At 53.7% G+C, this 17,674-nt stretch carries 12 protein-coding genes; 3 read left to right on the forward strand and 9 right to left on the reverse strand.

Going from position 1 to position 17,674, the window contains the following annotated elements; all coding sequences use genetic code 11:
- The first annotated feature begins 206 nt into the window (after positions 1-206).
- A complete protein-coding gene (locus OQ371_RS24000) occupies positions 207-1,301 on the forward strand; it encodes a THUMP-like domain-containing protein (protein ID WP_265990932.1) in 1,095 nt (364 codons plus the stop codon).
- On the forward strand, positions 1,298-2,008 hold the full coding sequence (locus OQ371_RS24005; protein WP_265990933.1) for a polysaccharide deacetylase family protein: 711 nt from the start codon (positions 1,298-1,300) through the stop codon (positions 2,006-2,008). Before OQ371_RS24000 ends, OQ371_RS24005 begins: the two co-directional genes overlap by 4 nt.
- A 163-nt stretch (positions 2,009-2,171) precedes the next feature.
- On the opposite strand, the gene OQ371_RS24010 is transcribed toward OQ371_RS24005, so the two are convergent.
- The 8 genes from OQ371_RS24010 to rbfA form a co-directional block, all read right to left on the reverse strand.
- Positions 2,172-4,649 carry a bifunctional UDP-N-acetylmuramoyl-tripeptide:D-alanyl-D-alanine ligase/alanine racemase gene (locus OQ371_RS24010; RefSeq protein ID WP_265990935.1) on the reverse strand — a complete coding sequence of 826 codons (2,478 nt, stop codon included), beginning with the start codon at positions 4,647-4,649 and terminating at the stop codon, positions 2,172-2,174.
- A 12-nt stretch (positions 4,650-4,661) separates the two neighbouring features.
- The gene (corA, locus tag OQ371_RS24015) at positions 4,662-5,741 is read right to left on the reverse strand and encodes a magnesium/cobalt transporter CorA (protein ID WP_265990936.1); all 1,080 of its coding nucleotides are present in this window, start codon (positions 5,739-5,741) and stop codon (positions 4,662-4,664) included.
- A gap of 139 nt (positions 5,742-5,880) precedes the next feature.
- A complete protein-coding gene (locus OQ371_RS24020) occupies positions 5,881-6,747 on the reverse strand; it encodes a universal stress protein (protein ID WP_265990938.1) in 867 nt (288 codons plus the stop codon).
- Positions 6,748-6,952: 205 nt separating this feature from the next.
- Positions 6,953-9,928: a DNA polymerase I gene (gene polA / locus OQ371_RS24025; RefSeq protein ID WP_265990939.1), complete on the reverse strand. Its 2,976-nt coding sequence runs from the start codon at positions 9,926-9,928 to the stop codon at positions 6,953-6,955.
- 248 nt (positions 9,929-10,176) lie between these two features.
- Positions 10,177-11,250 (reverse strand): 3-keto-disaccharide hydrolase, encoded by a 1,074-nt coding sequence (locus OQ371_RS24030; RefSeq protein WP_265990940.1) that lies wholly within the window; start codon positions 11,248-11,250, stop codon positions 10,177-10,179.
- A 34-nt stretch (positions 11,251-11,284) separates the two neighbouring features.
- On the reverse strand, positions 11,285-13,843 hold the full coding sequence (locus OQ371_RS24035; protein WP_265990941.1) for a M1 family metallopeptidase: 2,559 nt from the start codon (positions 13,841-13,843) through the stop codon (positions 11,285-11,287).
- 65 nt (positions 13,844-13,908) lie between these two features.
- Positions 13,909-15,138 carry an ABC transporter permease gene (locus tag OQ371_RS24040; RefSeq protein WP_265990942.1) on the reverse strand — a complete coding sequence of 410 codons (1,230 nt, stop codon included), beginning with the start codon at positions 15,136-15,138 and terminating at the stop codon, positions 13,909-13,911.
- A 15-nt stretch (positions 15,139-15,153) separates the two neighbouring features.
- Positions 15,154-15,531 carry a 30S ribosome-binding factor RbfA gene (rbfA, locus tag OQ371_RS24045; RefSeq protein WP_265990943.1) on the reverse strand — a complete coding sequence of 126 codons (378 nt, stop codon included), beginning with the start codon at positions 15,529-15,531 and terminating at the stop codon, positions 15,154-15,156.
- Positions 15,532-15,741: 210 nt separating this feature from the next.
- Here rbfA and OQ371_RS24050 point away from each other — a divergent pair, with 210 nt between their 5' ends.
- The gene (locus tag OQ371_RS24050; RefSeq protein ID WP_265990944.1) at positions 15,742-17,169 is read left to right on the forward strand and encodes a DUF6427 family protein; all 1,428 of its coding nucleotides are present in this window, start codon (positions 15,742-15,744) and stop codon (positions 17,167-17,169) included.
- Here the strand turns inward: OQ371_RS24050 and rpiB are convergent.
- Positions 17,159-17,593, reverse strand: coding sequence for a ribose 5-phosphate isomerase B (gene rpiB, locus OQ371_RS24055; protein WP_265990945.1), 435 nt, complete (start codon positions 17,591-17,593; stop codon positions 17,159-17,161). The genes OQ371_RS24050 and rpiB overlap by 11 nt on opposite strands.
- Between the last annotated feature and the right edge of the window lie 81 nt (positions 17,594-17,674).

A 17,674-nucleotide genomic window follows, 5' to 3' on the forward strand; every position in this document is an offset into this window, starting at 1 on the left:
AAATTTTTAACCAATTTTTAATCTTCGTAAAATTTCTAGAAATTATTAGATGAATGATATTTTTGACTTTAACCGAGCAACGATTTATCCAAGAAAATTCGAACGCTGATCCGCATACGTTACTCTTGCGCCAGACGGATTCAAACAACGTGCGGGTCAAGGTAGTTGCGGCTCAATTGGTGTCCCGGCAAAAAGCTCGGTTCAAATTGCCAAACTGGTATGCCAATCCGGAACTGGTGTTTCCCCCCGCCCTGTCGGTTGAGCAGGCGTCGTCGGAGCGGACGGCAGCTTACAAGGCTTCTCTTCTGAACCCAGGCGGTGCAAAACCAGCGCTGGTTGTTGATCTAACGGGCGGTATGGGCGTCGATGCACTGGCTTTTTCCCAACAGGCCGATCGCGTTATTTACGTTGAACAGCAAACCGATCTGGCGGAACTGGCGGCCCATAATCTGCCCAAACTGGGCGGCACCAACATTGATTTTCCGCACCAGACCGAACCGGGCATCCCGGCCGACCGCTTTTTGGCCCAATTTACGGGACCGGCCGACTGGCTGTACCTGGACCCGGCCCGGCGCGACCGTCAGGGTGGCAAGGTGGTCCGGCTGGAAGATTGCGAGCCCAACGTGCTGGACTGGTACCGACCCACCCACCCGACCGGCTGGCGACAAAAGGCCACTTCGGTGCTCTTGAAAACCTCCCCGCTGATTGACATTGAAACGGTTATGAGGCAACTTCCGGACGTGGCTGCCGTTCATGTGGTGTCGGTCGATAATGAATGCAAAGAAGTCCTGTTTGTTTTAACGGCAAATGCGGGTCCGGACGTTACCCTACAAACGGTCAATCTTCGTTCTACGGGTGCGGATGAATTCTTTGCCTTTCGCCGGACGGAAGAGCGAACAGCGGAAGTCTCGTTTCACGATCCGATGCGTTACTTATACGAACCCAATCCGTCTTTACTCAAAGCGGGCGCCTTCCGCATCGTGGCCGAACGGCTGGGTTTGTGTAAACTGGCCCCGAATAGCCATCTGTACACCAGCAACGAACTGGTACCCGACTTCCCGGGTCGCTCGTTTGAGGTGTTGGGCAGTTGCAAACCGGATCGGAAAGAAGTGCAGTCTTTTTTACCGGAACACAAAGCGAACCTGAGTGTCCGGAACTTCCCGGAAGCCACTGAAACTCTGCGCAAAAAGCTGGGAATTGCCACCGGCGGTGACCTGTATCTGTTTGCAACGACGCTTTTTGATAACAAGAAACGAATATTAATTACAAGAAAACCCATTCATCCATCGTTACTTTCATGAAAAGGTCACCATTTCACTCGTTCTTATCCGTCTTGTATTGCTCATGCCTGCTTAGCCTGACCGCAGGATTTTCTCCGGTTCAGGCCCAGACGGTATCATCGTCTTCGCAGAACGTCGACAAGGCGTCACTGCCCGGACTTAGCCTCGAAGTCCCCATCGAAGGGAAATTCGTTGAAAAGGAATGGGAGACCTTGGTGAAATCGTACGGCAAAGTGGCGACGGGCCGCAACGGTATTTATAAAATACCATCGGCCAACATTCCGGTTCTTTCATCCGAGCCGCTGAATGTCGCCAGCAAGGTTGCCGCGGAAAAGAACAAGGCAACGATTTTCATGGCCGTCGATCAGGGTAATGGCAATTATGTCGCCCCGGGCAACGGGATGTACAGTGAGGTAGAAGCGTTGCTGAAGAATTTTGCCGAACGCACCCGGATCAACTACAACATCAAGCTGGCCAACGATTCGTACGTTGAAGCCCAGAAAAAGCAGGACCGGCTGACGAAACAGAGCGAGAAGCTTGTGCGCGATATTGAACGGAATAAAAAAGAAAAAGAGAACCTGACAAAGCGGCTGGAGGAAAACGCCCGCGAACTGGAACAGTTACAGCGTGACACGGAAACCAACAAAACCGATTTGAGTAGCTCGGGTAAAGACTTGGAAACTAAGAAACAGGCGCTGGAAGAAGCCAAATCGAAGTTTCCTAAATAACCTAAAAGGGATGAGCGGCAGACAACCTCCATCTGTCGATGCTCATTCTGCCAAAAGAAATAAAGTGGGTAATAGCGTTTACCAACTTTGAAGATCCCTGTGAGAGCGGTTTGTGGGGACAGATGAGGCCCGTCAGTCGGATTCCGGCTGGCGGGCTTTTCTTTTATTCCCGGTAGAACACCCGCTTCACCCGCTCGCTGACACCCGTCAGAATTTCATACGGGATCGTCCCGATGCGGCTGGCCAGATCCGTAATGGAAACCTGGGGCCCAAACAGCATAGCTTCGTCCCCTTCCTGCGCCGGAGCCTCCGTCACATCAATCATGGTCATGTCCATGCAAACACTGCCCACCGTCGGGCAAAGCACCCCGTTGACCCAAACCTGCCCAACCCCGTTACCCAGTCGGCGGTCGTAGCCGTCGGCATACCCGATGGCCAGGGTGGCGATGCGGGCGTCGTGGGTTAACACACCCCGCCGGCTGTAGCCCACGGTTTCTCCGGCTTTTAGTTCTTTGATCTGGCTGATGACGGTTTTCAGCGTGCCAATGGGTTGTACCTGCAGCGGTTCCAGCCGGCTCGACTCCACCCCGTAGAGGCCAATGCCAAGCCGAACCATGTCCAGTTTAAATTCCGGCAACCGCACGATACCGGCCGAATTAAGCAGATGCCGCAGCGGTCGGTAGCCCAACTCCTGCTCCAGTTTGGCCGCTCCCTCGATCAGCAGCCGGTGTTGCTCCAGGGAGAAAGCCGTATGTTCCGCTTCGTCGGACCCGACCAGGTGACTGAAAACCGATGCCACGCGCAACACCGGATTTTCCTTCAGCCGTTGGCCCAGCGCTGCCACTTCGTCCGGTAAAAAGCCCAGTCGGTGCATTCCGGTATCCAGCTTGAGGTGGATGGGCGGAAGGTCCATCGCCGGTTTCTCCTGCTTCAGAAACTGCAGCCATTCGGCCAGAATTCGGAAACTATAAATTTCAGGCTCCAGGTGGTAATCAATCAGTTGCCGAAACGCCTGCGGGGAGGGATTCATCACCATGATCGGCAGGCGAATCCCATTCTCTCGGAGTGCTACCCCCTCGTCGGCGTAGGCCACGGCCAGGTAATCGACCCGGTGGTACTGAAGCAGGCTGGCGACCTCGGCGCTTCCGCTTCCGTAGGCAAACGCCTTGACCATCACCATAATCCGAGTCTGGGCGCCTACCCGGTTGCGGTAGAAATTCAGGTTGTGCGTCAGCGCATCGAGGTTGATTTCCAGAATCGTTCGGTGCGATTTCTGGACGAAACGATTGATAACGCTTTCAAACGAAAACCGCCGGGCCCCTTTCACCAAGATTACCGAGTCCATCAGTCCGTTCAGATAACCCGATTGCAGCAATTCCTGGGTGGTTGCATAAAACCGGCTGGGTACCGTAAATACGGATTGAAACCGGCTGATTTCGGTTCCGACCCCGACCAGTTGATTGACGGCTTTTTCGGCCACCATCCGGGCTATGGCCGGGTAAAGATCGTCGGCGCTCATGCCGGTTTCGAGCAAATCCGACAGGACCAGCACCTTCTGGCGGGCGGCATCCTGCTGGTTCAGGAAATCGAGCGCAATCGACAAACCCGCCAGGTCGTTGTTGTAGGTGTCGTCGATCAGCAGGTTGCGGTGAATGCCTTCCTTTAACTCCAGCCGCATCGACACCGGCCGCAGCCGGGCGAAGCGATCCTGCAAAACGGCTTCGTCGGCAACGCCCAGCACCAGCGAAGCCAGCAGCACGTGCGTCGCGTTTTCGAGTGAAGCCGAATCCGAAAACGGCAGCCGGATGGGGTATTCTTTTCCATCCCATTGCAGCCTAATCAGGGTTCCGCTGGCGTGATTGGTAAATGAAACGACCACTTCAGCGGGTTCCTCGGTCGACCAGCTGATCAGGCGAATGGCGGGGTTGACGGCTTTGAGCAGCAGGTGCGTTTCTTCGTCAATTTCCGCGTATGATTTCCGGTAAATCAGCGTATCCGACTGCCGGAACAGGCGCAGTTTTTCAGCCACTTTCTGCTTCTGCGACCGGAACCCCTCGTTGTGCGCCGAGCCGATGTTGGTAAAAATGCCGACCGTCGGATTGATGATCGTCTGGAGGGCCTGCATCTCAGCCGGTTTGGAAATCCCGGCTTCAAAAATCCCTAGCGTGTGCTGTTCGTTCAGCGGCCAGACTGACAACGGAACGCCCACTTGCGAATTGTAACTTTTCGGGCTTTTCTGGATTCGAAAATCGGGGGAAAGAACCTGCGCCAGCCATTCCTTCACAATAGTTTTGCCGTTGCTGCCCGTGATGCCCACCACCGGAATGTCAAACTGAGAGCGGTGCCGGGCGGCCCACTCCTGCAGGGTTTTCAGGCTACTGCCCACTTCCCACACCCGGGCGTCGGGCCATTGCGCCAGTTGGTGCCGGAGTTCGGGCGTCAGGGCCGCCGTTTCGACCACAAACTGCCGAACGTTTTTGCGGTAGAGTTCCGGGATAAACCGGTGACCGTCGTGGTGCTCACCCTGAATGGCAAAAAAAACAGCTTTGGCCGCTCCACCCGGCGTCGGTGACAGCAATTGCCGACTGTCGGTCAGCGGATAAACGTCCGACGTATTAATGTCAAATTCCTGAATTGTCATAAACCCGTATGCTTAAAACCACCTTCGCCGTCGGAAGTAAATGATCATCAGAACCGTCAGAACCGCCATGATACCCAACACGACAAAATAACCGTTGCGGGTGTGCAGTTCCGGCATGTTGTCAAAATTCATTCCGTAAACGCCCACGATAAAGGTTAGGGGCATAAAAATAGCGGAAAAAATTGTGAGTGTTTTCATGACCGAGTTCATCCGGTTGCTGAGCGTCGAAAGATAGACATCAAGCAGCCCCGTGGCCAGTTCGCGGTACGAGTCGATGCTGTCCAGCACCTGCACAACGTGATCGTAGAGGTCGCGCAGAAACGGGATGGTGGTGGGCCGAATCAGCTCGCTTTCTTCCAGCAACAGGCGGCTCAGCATTTCGCGCACGGGCCAGACGGCCTTGCGCATCAGGGTCAATTCGCGTTTCAGGGTATACAGATGAGTCAGCGTGTCCTGCCCGGCCTTCTGCCGGATGATGCTGTCTTCCAGCACTTCCAGCTTCTCCCCAATGGTATCAAGCACCACAAAGTAATGGTCAACGACCAAATCCATCAGAGCGTAGAGAAGGTAATCCGAACCGTTGCGCCGGGTTTTACCCGCCGACGCCTGAATGCGGTCGAGAACCGGCTGAAACAGGTCTGCCCGGCGTTCTTCCTGAAAGGAAATCAGGTAGTTTTTACCCAGCACAAAACTGAGGTGTTCACTGTCCAGTTCCTCGCTCGCGGGTTTGAAGTAGAGCATCTTCAGCGTCGCAAACAGGTAAGAACCGTCGTACTCCTCTACTTTCGGTTTCTGCTGGGAATTCATCACATCTTCGAGCAGCAGCGGATGCAACTTATACTGCTGCCCAATCCGCTCAACCACCCTAGGCTCGTGAATACCGTCCACATCCAGCCAGGACACCCTGTCGGATGTTGCGTCCGGTCGGCTGCACGAAGCCAGTCGTCTAATGTCTTCGACGGTGTAATTCGCTTCGTTGTAATCGATCCGGCGAATTTTGGTTTTGTAATCAATATCCTGACCCACATAGATCAGGGTTCCGGGTGAGGCCCCTACCTTTTTCTCCGAATGTTTATACCGGCGTCTGCTCATAAACGTACTCACGGGCTACGTAGGCTCCCCGTGTTGATTTTGAAACGGCAGATTGAAAATTAAGTCCGTACAAAATGACAATACGGACTAAAATCTGCCCGGCCTACGTGGCCTACACGTACCGATTGGCCAATATGTGTCAGTAATTTTCTTCCGCGTGGTAGACCAGCACCGGTACGTCGGAGTTCAATACCATGCGCTTCGTCAGGCTCGGATTCAGTAATTTACTCAGAAAATCCCGTTCACGAGTTGCCATCACCAGCAAATCGACCTGATTGGTTTGCGTGTATTTCGTCAGGCCCTCAACCACATTGTCGGCATCAACGGTGTCCTCCACCAACCGCCCCTGCCCAAATTCCGACTCAATCTGCGCCCAATACTGGCTGTCTTCGCGAACATTCGGCTGATTAACCGCCTTAATTTTGACCAGCCGCAGGTTGGACTGAAACGTACGGGCGAGTTGCACAACCGGTCGTAAAATGTGATTTTCGTCGAATTCCAGTTGGGTGGCGTAGGCGATATTCTGCAAGCGAACCGGAACGCTTTGGCTGTGATCGAGCGTGGGAACTACCAGCACCGGGCAATGAGCCGTCATGGCCACATCGGCCGCCGAACTTCCCGCCAGCCAGTCAAAAAAGGAGTCGATGTGGCTTCGGCCCATCACAATCAGGTCCGGTTTCAGCTCGTCGGCTACGTCCACAATTTCGCTGTCAATGGAACCAACCCGGCTTTCGATGCGGGTTTTGAATCCCTCCCGTTCCAGCTGATCGGCAATTTCCTGTAGATTTAATTCCCCGACGTCTTCCATCTCCTGCACGGCCATCATCCCCACACCAACTTCGCCAGTTGGTAACGTAGAATCCGGAATATAGGGCTGGGTGACATGCGCGAGTGTTATCATTGTTTCCTGACCGCCCTGGCTATAATGTTTGGCCAGAAATTTTGCCCAGGCGAGGGCCAGTTCAGAAGTGCCAGTAAAGTCCGTGGGAACCAGTATGTTTTTCATTTTGCGAGGGATTAGTGATTCTATAGTAACAAAAAAACAAGGAGTCCTTCCCGAAAACCTTGTTAATTCTTTATTATGAACACTTTTGGATGGAAACGGAAGCTGTAACGCGGAGTTGAGCGTAGATAAAAAGAGAGATGCGGAGGTACTTCGCTATATCCCTTTATAATTCCGCTCAACTCCGCGAGAGCCCTTTTATAATAACTCAATGGGCATCCAGCCAATTGACACCCACGCCAATTCCGGTTTCCATCTTCACGGCCAGTGGAATTGCGTTTGCCATCAGGTGCGATACGTTCTCCCGCAACAGATCCAGCTCGTCCTTGTGCGCATCAAAAACCAATTCGTCATGAACCGTCAGGATCATGCGGGATTTCAGGCGGTTTTCCCGGATGAATTCGTCGATTTTGATCATTGCAATTTTGATCATATCGGCCGCCGACCCCTGTATCGGTGCGTTAATGGCGTTGCGCTCCGCAAAACTCCGGTCGGTCATGTTGCGCGAGTTGATGTCGCGCAGGTACCGGCGCCGGCCCAGGATGGTTTCGGCGTATTCGAGTTTCCGCGCCTTTTCGATGGATTGATCCATGTACTGTTTGATGGCGGGAAAACCGGCGAAGTATTCCTGAATGATCTCGGCCGCTTCCTTGCGCGGAATCCGCAGCCGCCGGGCCAGGCCAAACGCCGAAATACCGTAAATAATCCCAAAGTTGACCATTTTAGCTTTCCGGCGCATGTCGGAATCCACCTGATCCAGTGGCACTTTAAATACCTTGCTGGCGGTCTGGGTGTGAATATCGATTCCGTTGTTAAACGCATCGAGCATGGTCTGGTCCCCGCTGAAAGCCGCCATAATCCGCAGTTCGATCTGCGAGTAATCCGCCGACATAATCAAAAACTCATCGCTGTGGGGCACAAACGCTTTCCGGATCTCGCGGCCCCGTGGCGTCCGGATCGGGATATTTTGCAGGTTTGGGTTGGTTGAACTCAACCGGCCCGTTGCCGCCACCGCCTGGTTGAACGAGGTGTGAATGCGGCCATCGCGCGGACTGATCAGCAGCGGCAGCGCGTCGACGTAAGTATTCTTCAGCTTTACTAACTCCCGGTAATCCAGAATCTTGCGAGCAATTTCATGATCGGCTTCCAGCTCGGTCAGCACCTCCTCGCCCGTTGCGTATTGCCCGGTTTTGGTTTTCTTTGCTTTGTTATCCAGCTTCAGTTTATCAAACAGAACTTCACCCAGCTGCTTCGGCGAACCAATGTTGAACGGCCCGCCCGCCAGTTCGTAAATCTCACTCTGCACCTGCCGCATATCGGTTTCCAGCGTGGCCGAGAGTTCGTTCAGGGCGTTTACGTCTACCTTTACCCCGCCCAGTTCCATTTCGCTCAGCACGCGCACCAGCGGCATTTCCACCTCGTCAAACAGTTTGGTCAGCTGGTTTTTCTCCAGCATCGGCGCAAACGTATCTTTCAGTTGCAGCGTAATATCCGCATCTTCCCCGGCGTATTCAACCACCTTTTGGACTTCCACATCGCGCATCGACAACTGTTTCGGGCCTTTTTTCCCGATCAGCGTTTCGATGGAAACGGGGTCGTAGTTCAGGTGGGTCATTGCCATGATGTCCATGTTATGCCGCTGCTCCGGTTCAATCAGGTAGTGGGCCACCATGGTATCGAACAGTTTGCCCTGTACCTCAACGCCGTATTTTTTCAGCATCAGCATGTCGTACTTGAGGTTCTGGCCCACTTTAATGATAGCCGGATTCTCAAATACGCTCCGGAACTCTTCAACAATGGCCTGCGCTCCTTCCCGGTCGGCCGGTACGGGTACATAAAAAGCTTCCCCCTTGCGGTAGGCAAACGACAGGCCCACCAGATCGGCTTCCACCGGATCGGTCGAGGTGGTTTCGGAGTCAAAACAGAGGGTCTCCTGCTGGTTCAAATAATACACCAGGCTCTGCCGTAGTTCGGGCGTATCGACCAGCCGGTAATCGTGCACCACCGAATAGATGGTCCGCCGGGGCTCGTGTTTGCGCTCGTCGGGTTCGGTTTCGGTCCAATCCGGCTGCATCTCCGCCGTATTGGCCACGACCGCCGGTCGGGCGTTTTTCTCAAAAGCCGTTATGGCATCGGTACGGGCAGGCTGCGTTTCATCCACGAAGGGCAGATCAGACGTCCCGGACGGTTTTTCGGCACTCGGCAGAGCGGCCGGTGCCAGAACGGTTTCTTCGTCGAACAAGCCCATCTGACCTTTGGCGGCCGGTCGGGGTACCACCGGAAACGGAATGGGGTCCGCTTCATCATCGCCCACCAGCCGACGGCGCAGTTGGCGGAATTCAAGCTCGTCCAGCAGGGCAGATAGTTTCGGCTTATCCGGATCGGTATGAAGCAGGGCGGTTTCGTTAAAATCAAGGGGCACATCCAGGTGGATCGTCGCCAGTTGTTTCGAGAGCAGGCCCTGCTGCGCAAACTGTACGACGTTCTCTTTCAGCTTGCCTTTCAGCTTATCGGCATTGGCAATCAGATTCTCAACCGTTCCGAATTCAGCCACGAGTTTCTGGGCGGTTTTCTCGCCCACCCCCGGAATCCCCGGAATGTTATCGACCGAATCGCCCATCAGCCCCAGCATATCGGTCACCTGACTGATTTCCTGAATCTGCCAGCGGTCCAGCACTTCTTTAACGCCCAGTTTTTCGGCGGCTTTGCCCATGAAAGCCGGACGGTATACGTAAATATGTTCTTCCACCAGTTGGCCGTAATCCTTATCCGGGGTCATCATAAATACCTCAAAGTCGGCTTTGGCGGCCCGTTTAGCGAGGGTTCCGATGATGTCGTCCGCTTCGTAACCATCCAGGATCAGGATGGGAATGTTCATGGCCTCCACCAGCTTTTTCACGTACGGAATGGCAATACTGATGTCTTCGGGCATGGCCTGCCGATTGGCCTTGTAGTCGACGAATGTGTCGTGCCGGAAGGTTTTTTTGCTGCTATCGAACGCAACGCCGATGTGGGTCGGTTTTTCTTTCTGAAGAATTTCCAGCAGCGCGTTCGTAAAACCGAAAACGCAACTGGTGTTCAATCCCCGCGAGTTGATCCGGGGTGACTTGCTGAAGGCAAAATGGGCGCGGTAGATCAGAGCCAGCGCGTCCAGTAAAAAGAGTTTCTTCTGTGGTTTTGTCATTGAGTGCAGAATAACGGACGAGGCCGTCAAGAAACACAAATCCCGTCAATTGTACAACTTGATAACAACCTTCATGCGGGTTCTGGTTTCGGTTTTGGCCCGCTTTCCGCAAAAAAACCGCCCGGCCAGCCGGGCGGTTTTTAACCACGTACTTACATTGCTCCTGTTGATTCGCACCCGGTCTGGTTTTCGATTCCGGCGGTTCGGCCGCGGGTTCGATCCGGTCAGGAATTTCACTCCGATACGTGTTACAACTCCCGAACCCAGATGTTGCGGAAGCTGATCGGCTCGCTGGGGTCACCGTGCGCCTGGAGCTTAATCGGGGCGGCATCGTATTTTTTGTACTGCGGCTGTCCGATATAAACCGTTTCACCTTTTAGCTCGAAGTTGTTCTGAACCACGGCTCCGTTGTGAATGACCGTTACATGGGCGGGCGTCTGCACCGAACCGTCAGCATTGAAGGTCGGGGCTGTCCAGATTACGTCGTACACCTGCCATTCACCCGGTTTTTTGCTGGCATTCGCCAACGGCATGCCTTGTTTATAGATGCTACCGGCCTGACCGTTCGAGTAGGTTTTGTTTTCGTACGAGTCCAGCACCTGCAACTCGTAACCGGCATCACCACCACCCGTCGACGCCAGGAAAATACCGCTGTTACCGCGGCTCTGCCCCGTCAGCGTAATTTTTTCCGGAATTTTCCACTCGATGTGGAGCTGGTAATTCTTGAACGAGCGCTTGGTTTCGATGTTGCCGACAGCTTTGTTGACGGTCAGCAAACCATTTTTCACCGTCCACTGGGCAGGCGATTTGTCTTTCACCGATACCCACTGATCCAGGTTTTTACCGTCGAACAGAATGATGGCGTCGGAGGGCGCATCCAACGGCGTTTTGCCCGGCGTGACCACTTTGGGTACCGGGTTCCAGACTTCGGTATCTTCCGGTTTTGCTTTGGGCTGCTGAGCAGCGCTGGCGGTCGCCGAACCACCCTGTTTGGTGAAGGTACCGGTTAATTCCGTACCGTTGTAATCGACGGATAAATACAGCTTTTCACCTTCTACCCGGCCTTTGATCGGAAGCTTATTGCCCTGATACTCGGTCACAAACGAAAATTCGTTGCCGTTTACTTTTCCATCATTAATGGGAAGATCGCCGTCGTTGTTACCGATGGTTCCGGTTAGTTTATCACCTTCCGCCTTCAGGTTCAGCGTCAATGCGTAATCGTCGCCAATTTTTCCGGTCCATTTTCCATCAATCGGACCGGCCAATAGAGTTGTGATGCCCAAAAAGGCAATAAAAATCGAAGTGAAGAGGGATTTCTTCATAGGTTTTGTTGGGATTTGTTGGGTAATTTTCTGATTAAAAATCCTTGAACTGCTCGTACATTTCTTTCAGTTTCGGATCACGCTCGCTCAGGCGAATGTCCTTGCGCATGGATTTGACGCCCTCAATGTCCTGCAGCAGACCGAGCACCTGGTAAGCGCCAAACCGCACAAAATAAGCCGGGCTGGTGCGGGCCATCACCTCCAGCATTGGAATGGCCTGCCGCTGCATATCGGCCCCGGAGCGGATGAGGTATTTACCAAAAACCTGCAGGAAGTTATACAGGTCCTGCGGTTTCATCGTGTTCATCTTGTTGATGAACCAGTTGTAGCGGCTGGTATCAGGAGAACTGGCGTAGTGGTTGGCAACGGCCGTCACGATCTCCCCGTTCGGCACGTTCTCAAACCGGGAGGCTATTTCGCTGGCGTCGCCGGGTTTCGACATCAGGTACGAATCCAGCGCCGACGATACCACCGCGTACGAGGTGTCGTTCAGGGCCTCCCGGAACAACGGATCGTTGACGTTATCGGCGTACGATGCCAGCGTGTTGATGGCTTCCTGCCGCACCAGCGATTTGGCATCGTTGCGGGCTTTGCTCTGTACAATCCGCTCCACTTCCGTAAATTCCTGCCCGTCGTACTCCGCAAAATTGCCGGTGGCCACCTGCCGGATGCGCCAGAATTTGTCGTTCATGGCGTCCATCATCATGTGCCGGACCGTCGAGTCGATCAGGTTGCTTTTGTCTTCCAGCCGCGTAATCGATTCGTATTTGTCCAGGTAATTATCGGTATGGTAAAACTGGAAGACCAGCTCCGGTTTGTTTTTTTCCTGATCTACCGTGCCCACAATCCGGTGGTCGGCGTCAAAAAGGACCAGATCCGGGCGTTGTTCGACCTGGAAATTCAACACCTGTTTGGCTTTATCAACCACCACGTCGTAGCTTTTTTTCTGGCCTTTCACCCAGATATCGACTTTCACCGGCAGTCGGTAAATCGGCGTGCGGGTCGAATCCTGCTGTTGCAGAACCGTAAGCTGTACCCCACCCTGCCGGTATTCTTTGTCCACTTTGATCACGGCGTGGCCAGGTTTGAGAAACCACTGGTTGAAGAACCAGTTCAGGTCCTGGCCGGTCACGTCCTCAAACGCTTCACGCAGGTCGCTCAACTCGGCGGTTTTGAAGCGGTGGCGTTTCAGATAGACCGCCAGGGATTCAAAAAAGGCATCGTCACCCACGGTTTTCCGCAGCAGGTGCAGCACCCGCCCCCCTTTGGCGTACGAATGGCTGTCGAACATCTGCTCCCGGTCGGTGTAATGATACCGGATGAGCGGTTCCTGCTTGGTTTCGGCTTCGGCGATGTACTGGTTGAGATCGTCCAGACCGTGCATGTCGGCCGAGTAAACGCCCTCTTTGTGTTCGCGCCAGAGGTACTCGGCGTAGGTGGCAAAGGCTTCGTTCAGCGGCAGGTTGGCCCAGGATTCGGCGGTTGTCAAATTGCCAAACCAGTGGTGCGCCAGTTCGTGAGCAATCACATCGTCGGAGTTACCGTCCACCAGTTGCCGCTCGTCCATCTGCACGGTTTCGCCGTGAACCGTCGCCGTGGTGTTTTCCATCGCCCCGGTCACGAAATCCCGCACGGCAATCTGGCTGTATTTTTCCCAGACGTATGGAACACCAAATTTTTTCTCGAAAAACTCGACCATCTCCGGCGTCCGGCCAAAAATGGCGCGGGCCGAACTTTCGTAAGCCGGTTCAACATAATAGCTCACCTCCAGCGCTCCCCGGCTGGGTGTCGCGGGTAGCGAGTCCTTCACGTAGGCAAACTCACCGACGGCCACCATTGCCAGGTAAGGCGCGTGGGGCAGCGTTTGCCGCCAGTAGTCGGTGCGCGAGCTGTCGGGGTTGAGGGTCGCCGAAATTAGTTTCCCATTGGAGAGCGTCCGGTACTTGTTGTCGACGGTGAGGAAGATTTCCTGCGTCATCTTCTCGTTCGGCGTGTCGATCGTCGGAAACCAGCAGGAATTGGCTTCGGTTTCGCCCTGCGTCCAGATCTGGCGGGGTTTGCCCGGTTCGGCACCGTCGTGGTTGATAAAATACAATCCTTTGTCCTGCGAAATGGCCGCGCTGCCGCCCATAGGCCGTTCGTTTGGTTTTGCCGTGTAGGCAATCTGAATGTCGAAGGTATCGGCGCGGGTGTAGGTCCGGGGCAGCAGGATGTGAATCTTCTGACGATCGTTGTAGGTATAGTTCAGGGTGTCAAATACCGTTTCGCCGGTTTTGAGCGTATCGAGCAGAAACACGCCTTTGATGTCGAAGCCTTTGGCATCAACATCGAGCGTATTCTGGGGATAAAAATGCGGTTTGAACCGGAGTTGGGCCTTGCCGTGCACCCACTGGCGCACCCAGTCAAAACGCAGATCGAGCCGGGTGTGGATCAAATCGTGTGGCAGCGTGCGGCTCGGGTTGTAGGGGCCGTTGGTAGACGAGGCAGGGTTTTTTTTGTCGGCATCGGCCGAACGACTGGTTTGCCCCAGCGCCCAGTTGCTGCTGATTAAAAGAAGTAGGAAGAGAACGCTATTTGGGAGAGGTTTAAACATACTAGTAATCACTTAGCCTTGTTCACAACGACGCAATTCGTTTTTTAGTAAGTTGTTTTTCTTCTTTACTGTACACTATCAACGGCTTTGGATACGGCGGCCGCTTTTCTGGCCGGAAACCAGGACACCAGGATGGTTACACTAATGACAATGAGCGTAGTAATAATCAAATCGTTTGCCTGTAATTTTACCGGATACGCGTCGATCAGCGAGCTTTCAATGCCCATTGATACAAACCCAAACCGTTGCTGCAGCAGGCACAGCGCAATGCCGAGCACCAACCCGACAATGGCTCCGATGAAAGCCACAATGGACCCTTCAAACAGAAAAATCCGCCGGACCAGCGAAGGAGATGCGCCCATGGCGTACAAAATGGCGACGTCGTCTTTCTTCTCGATTGCCAGCATCGACAGCGAAAAAAAGATGTTGATCGACGCCACCAGCACCAGAAATGCCAGCGTAACGGTAACAAATAATTTCTCGACACGAATGGCCCGGAACAAATCGGGATTCAAATCATCCCGATCCTTGATTTCTACCGTACCACCCAGTTGCTGCTGCAGCGTTTTTTTCAGCCGGTCGATATCCACACCGGCTTTCACCTGCAATTCCAGCGAAGATAGCTGATTTTGTTGATAGCCAACCAATTCGCGCACCACGTTTAACGGCGCCAGCACGTAATCGTTGAAATTATCCTCAATAAAGAACACCCCCGACACCGCAAACTCTCCCCGGTTAAACGCATCTGCCGACAAAACCGTATAGGATTTACGGTTCTGCGGATACCAGAGCTCCAATGGAGTCAGCAAGTCTTCAATCGAAATCAAAAGGGCATTCCGTACCCCTTCGGCCACCAGGGCGTAGTTGACCCCGTCTTCCTGAAGCCGTAACTTCCCTTCTACCAGCGCCGTGTCGAGTTGCCGCCGTTGCAGGTACGAGTTATCAATTCCCTTCAATTTGACCACGGTTTGACCATCGCGGTAACGGGCTAGGGCGTTGTCTTCAATCACCTGCGTAACCAGATTGACCTGCCCCGTTTTCTGAATGGTCTGCAACAGGCCGGGCGTCACCGTCAGGCGCTTGCCTTGTGCGGGTGAAATGGTCAGGTCGGCTTCGAAGGTTTTGAAAATCATGCGGTTCAATTCCTCCATGCCGTTGAATACCGACAAGACAACCACCAACGCCATTGTGCCTACGCCCACGCCGAGCATCGACACCAGCGAAATCAGGTTGATGAAACTGCGCTTGCGTTTCGAGAAAAAATACCGCCGGGCAATCCAGAGAGGGAGGTTCATGGGATGGAAAGTGCCTTATTCCTCATCATCCTCTTCCGGGGCAGGCGGAATATCCAGGTTAGCAAAAAGAGCATCCATTTTAGCCGCGTATTCGGCCGTATCGTCGAGGAAAAAGTGCAGTTCCGGGATGATCCGGAGCTGGTGACGAACCCGGTCAGCGAGTTGCTGGCGGATCGAGCGGCCCCTTTCCTTGATCATATCCAGAAGCATTTCCTTATTGGGAGTAGCCAGAAAGCTCAGGTACACCCGCGCAATGCTCAGGTCGGGCGACACACGTACGTTCGTCACGGTGATGAACGCCCCGTTGAACAGGTGCCGGCTATCGCGCTGAAAGATTTCGCTCAGATCTTTCTGCAGTAACCTCGCTACTTTCTGTTGTCGTTTCGATTCCATTTTAAAAAAATTAATGCATAATGAATACTTACATAGATCCGGATTCATTGTTCGGATGCAGGGATTCATTATTACTTCGTGGGGCCACCCGTGCAGCCCGCCATCCTTCGTTGACTCCCGCAAATATCCGCCTTTTATTCGACTTCTTTCATTGAAAGCGCTAATTTCGTCGTTCCATTTGAGGATATTTACGGTAAAACAACTAATCACTTGTTAAGTTTTTTTCGGGTTAACTCCACTCTTCAGATTGTCGGCCTGCTGCTGTTGCTCGGTTTAATTCGTCTGCCGTTTCTGCTGTCTCCGCCCCCCCTGCTGATTCCGGAACTGAACTGGATGCTGGTGGGTGAGCAAATGAATAACGGGAATCTGCTTTACCGCGACATCTGGGACAGTGTCAGTCCGCTGTCGGCCCTGGTCTACTGGCTGCTCGATCTGGCATTTGGGCGGTCGCACCTGGCCTACCACGTGGCCGGTACGGCCGTGGCGGCTTTTCAGGTGTTTTATTTCAACTGGGTGATGAACGTGCGCGACATTTACCCTGACCGCAACTGGATTCCGGGCCTGATTTACGCCCTGTTTCTGAACATGTCATTTGACTGCAGTACCCTGTCTCCGACGCTGCTCTCCACGACTTTTCTGCTGCTGGCCTTCGGTACGCTTGTCAAACAGATGGACCGCCGGGGCGCCACCGACGAAGTTTTTGAAGTCGGCTTCTACATCAGCCTGTCGGCCCTGTTTTACCTACCGTCGGCTCTGTTTATCATTTGGGCGCTGATGTCGCTGCTGCTTTATACGGGCGCCAGTTTCCGCCAGCACTCCCTGCTGATTTTCGGGTTCGCTTTCCCGATTCTGCTGACGGTTTTGTATTATTATCTGGCCGATAGTCTCGACGATTTCAACCGCAACCTGCTGTCGTCTGTGTTTCGGGTTCGGCAGTACGATCTGACGGACTTTCAGACGCTGGCGGCCTCGTTGTTCCTCCCTTTCGCGATGGGCACGCTGGGGCTGCTGAGCCTATTTCGGCAAACGACGCGGTACGTCAACTTTCAGCAACGGTGTCAGCAAATCATGATGATCTGGGGGCTAACGGCGTTGGTGTCGGTTGGCTTGATGCCTTTTCTGGCCCCGATGCTGTTTATCATTTTCGTACCGGCGCTGGCTTTCTTTGCCGCTTACTATTTTCAGGGAATTCGCCGGGAGTTTGTGGCGGAACTGATTTTTACGGGTGTTTTTGCGTTTACCCTGCTCATTCTTTACCAGGGCGCGCTGCCGCTGGTGCGGAACTGGGAATTGGGCCGGCTCAGTGCGTTGCAGGTTAAAACATCGCCCATCGACCGGCTCATTCAAAAGCAGAAAATTCTGGTAATCGGCGAAGACATCAGCGCCTACCGGAACAACCAGGTCGCCACGCCTTACCTGAACTGGGACCTGGCCAAGTATGATTTACGGAGTCTGGACAATTACGAAAACGTCATCAGCGTGTACGACCACCTGCGCAAAGACCCGCCCCGTTACATCATCGACAAGGAGAACGTTATTAAAAAGCTTTTTCTGCGCGCACCCTCCCTGGCGGCTTCGTACGAAAAAACCGAACAGGACGGCATTTACCGCCGGAAGGAAGAAGCCCTTAGCAACTGATTTTACCGACGCGCTTTTCGTGCCGCCCGCCTTCGAAGTCGGTCGTTAAAAACCGTTTGACACACTCCAGCGCTTCTTCCGCCGAAATGTAGCGCTCCGGGAGGCAGAGGACGTTGGCATTGTTGTGTTGCCGGGCCAGTTCAGCCAGTTCGGGAAGCCAGCAAAGAGCGGCCCGGATGCCCTGGTGTTTGTTGGCCGTGATGGCTACCCCGTTGCCGCTGCCGCAAACCAGAACTCCCCAATCGAATTGTTTGGCTTCCACGGCCATTGCTACCGGGTGCGCAAAATCCGGGTAATCGGCGGAGGTTTCCGAGTAGGTACCGAAGTCTTTCGTTAGGTAGCCTTCTTTTTCCAGCCAGGCCACAATTTCCTGTTTATACGCAAAGCCGGCATGATCGGCGCCAACAGCAACAGAGGGTTTCATAGGATTTCCGTAGTAAATGAAACTAAAAATTGAATATTGCGTTATTATGTTCCGGTTCAACTCTAAAACCGCTGCCGGGTT

This window comes from Larkinella insperata (genome assembly GCF_026248825.1).
In the GTDB taxonomy this organism is placed as follows: Bacteria; Bacteroidota; Bacteroidia; order Cytophagales; family Spirosomataceae; genus Larkinella; species Larkinella insperata.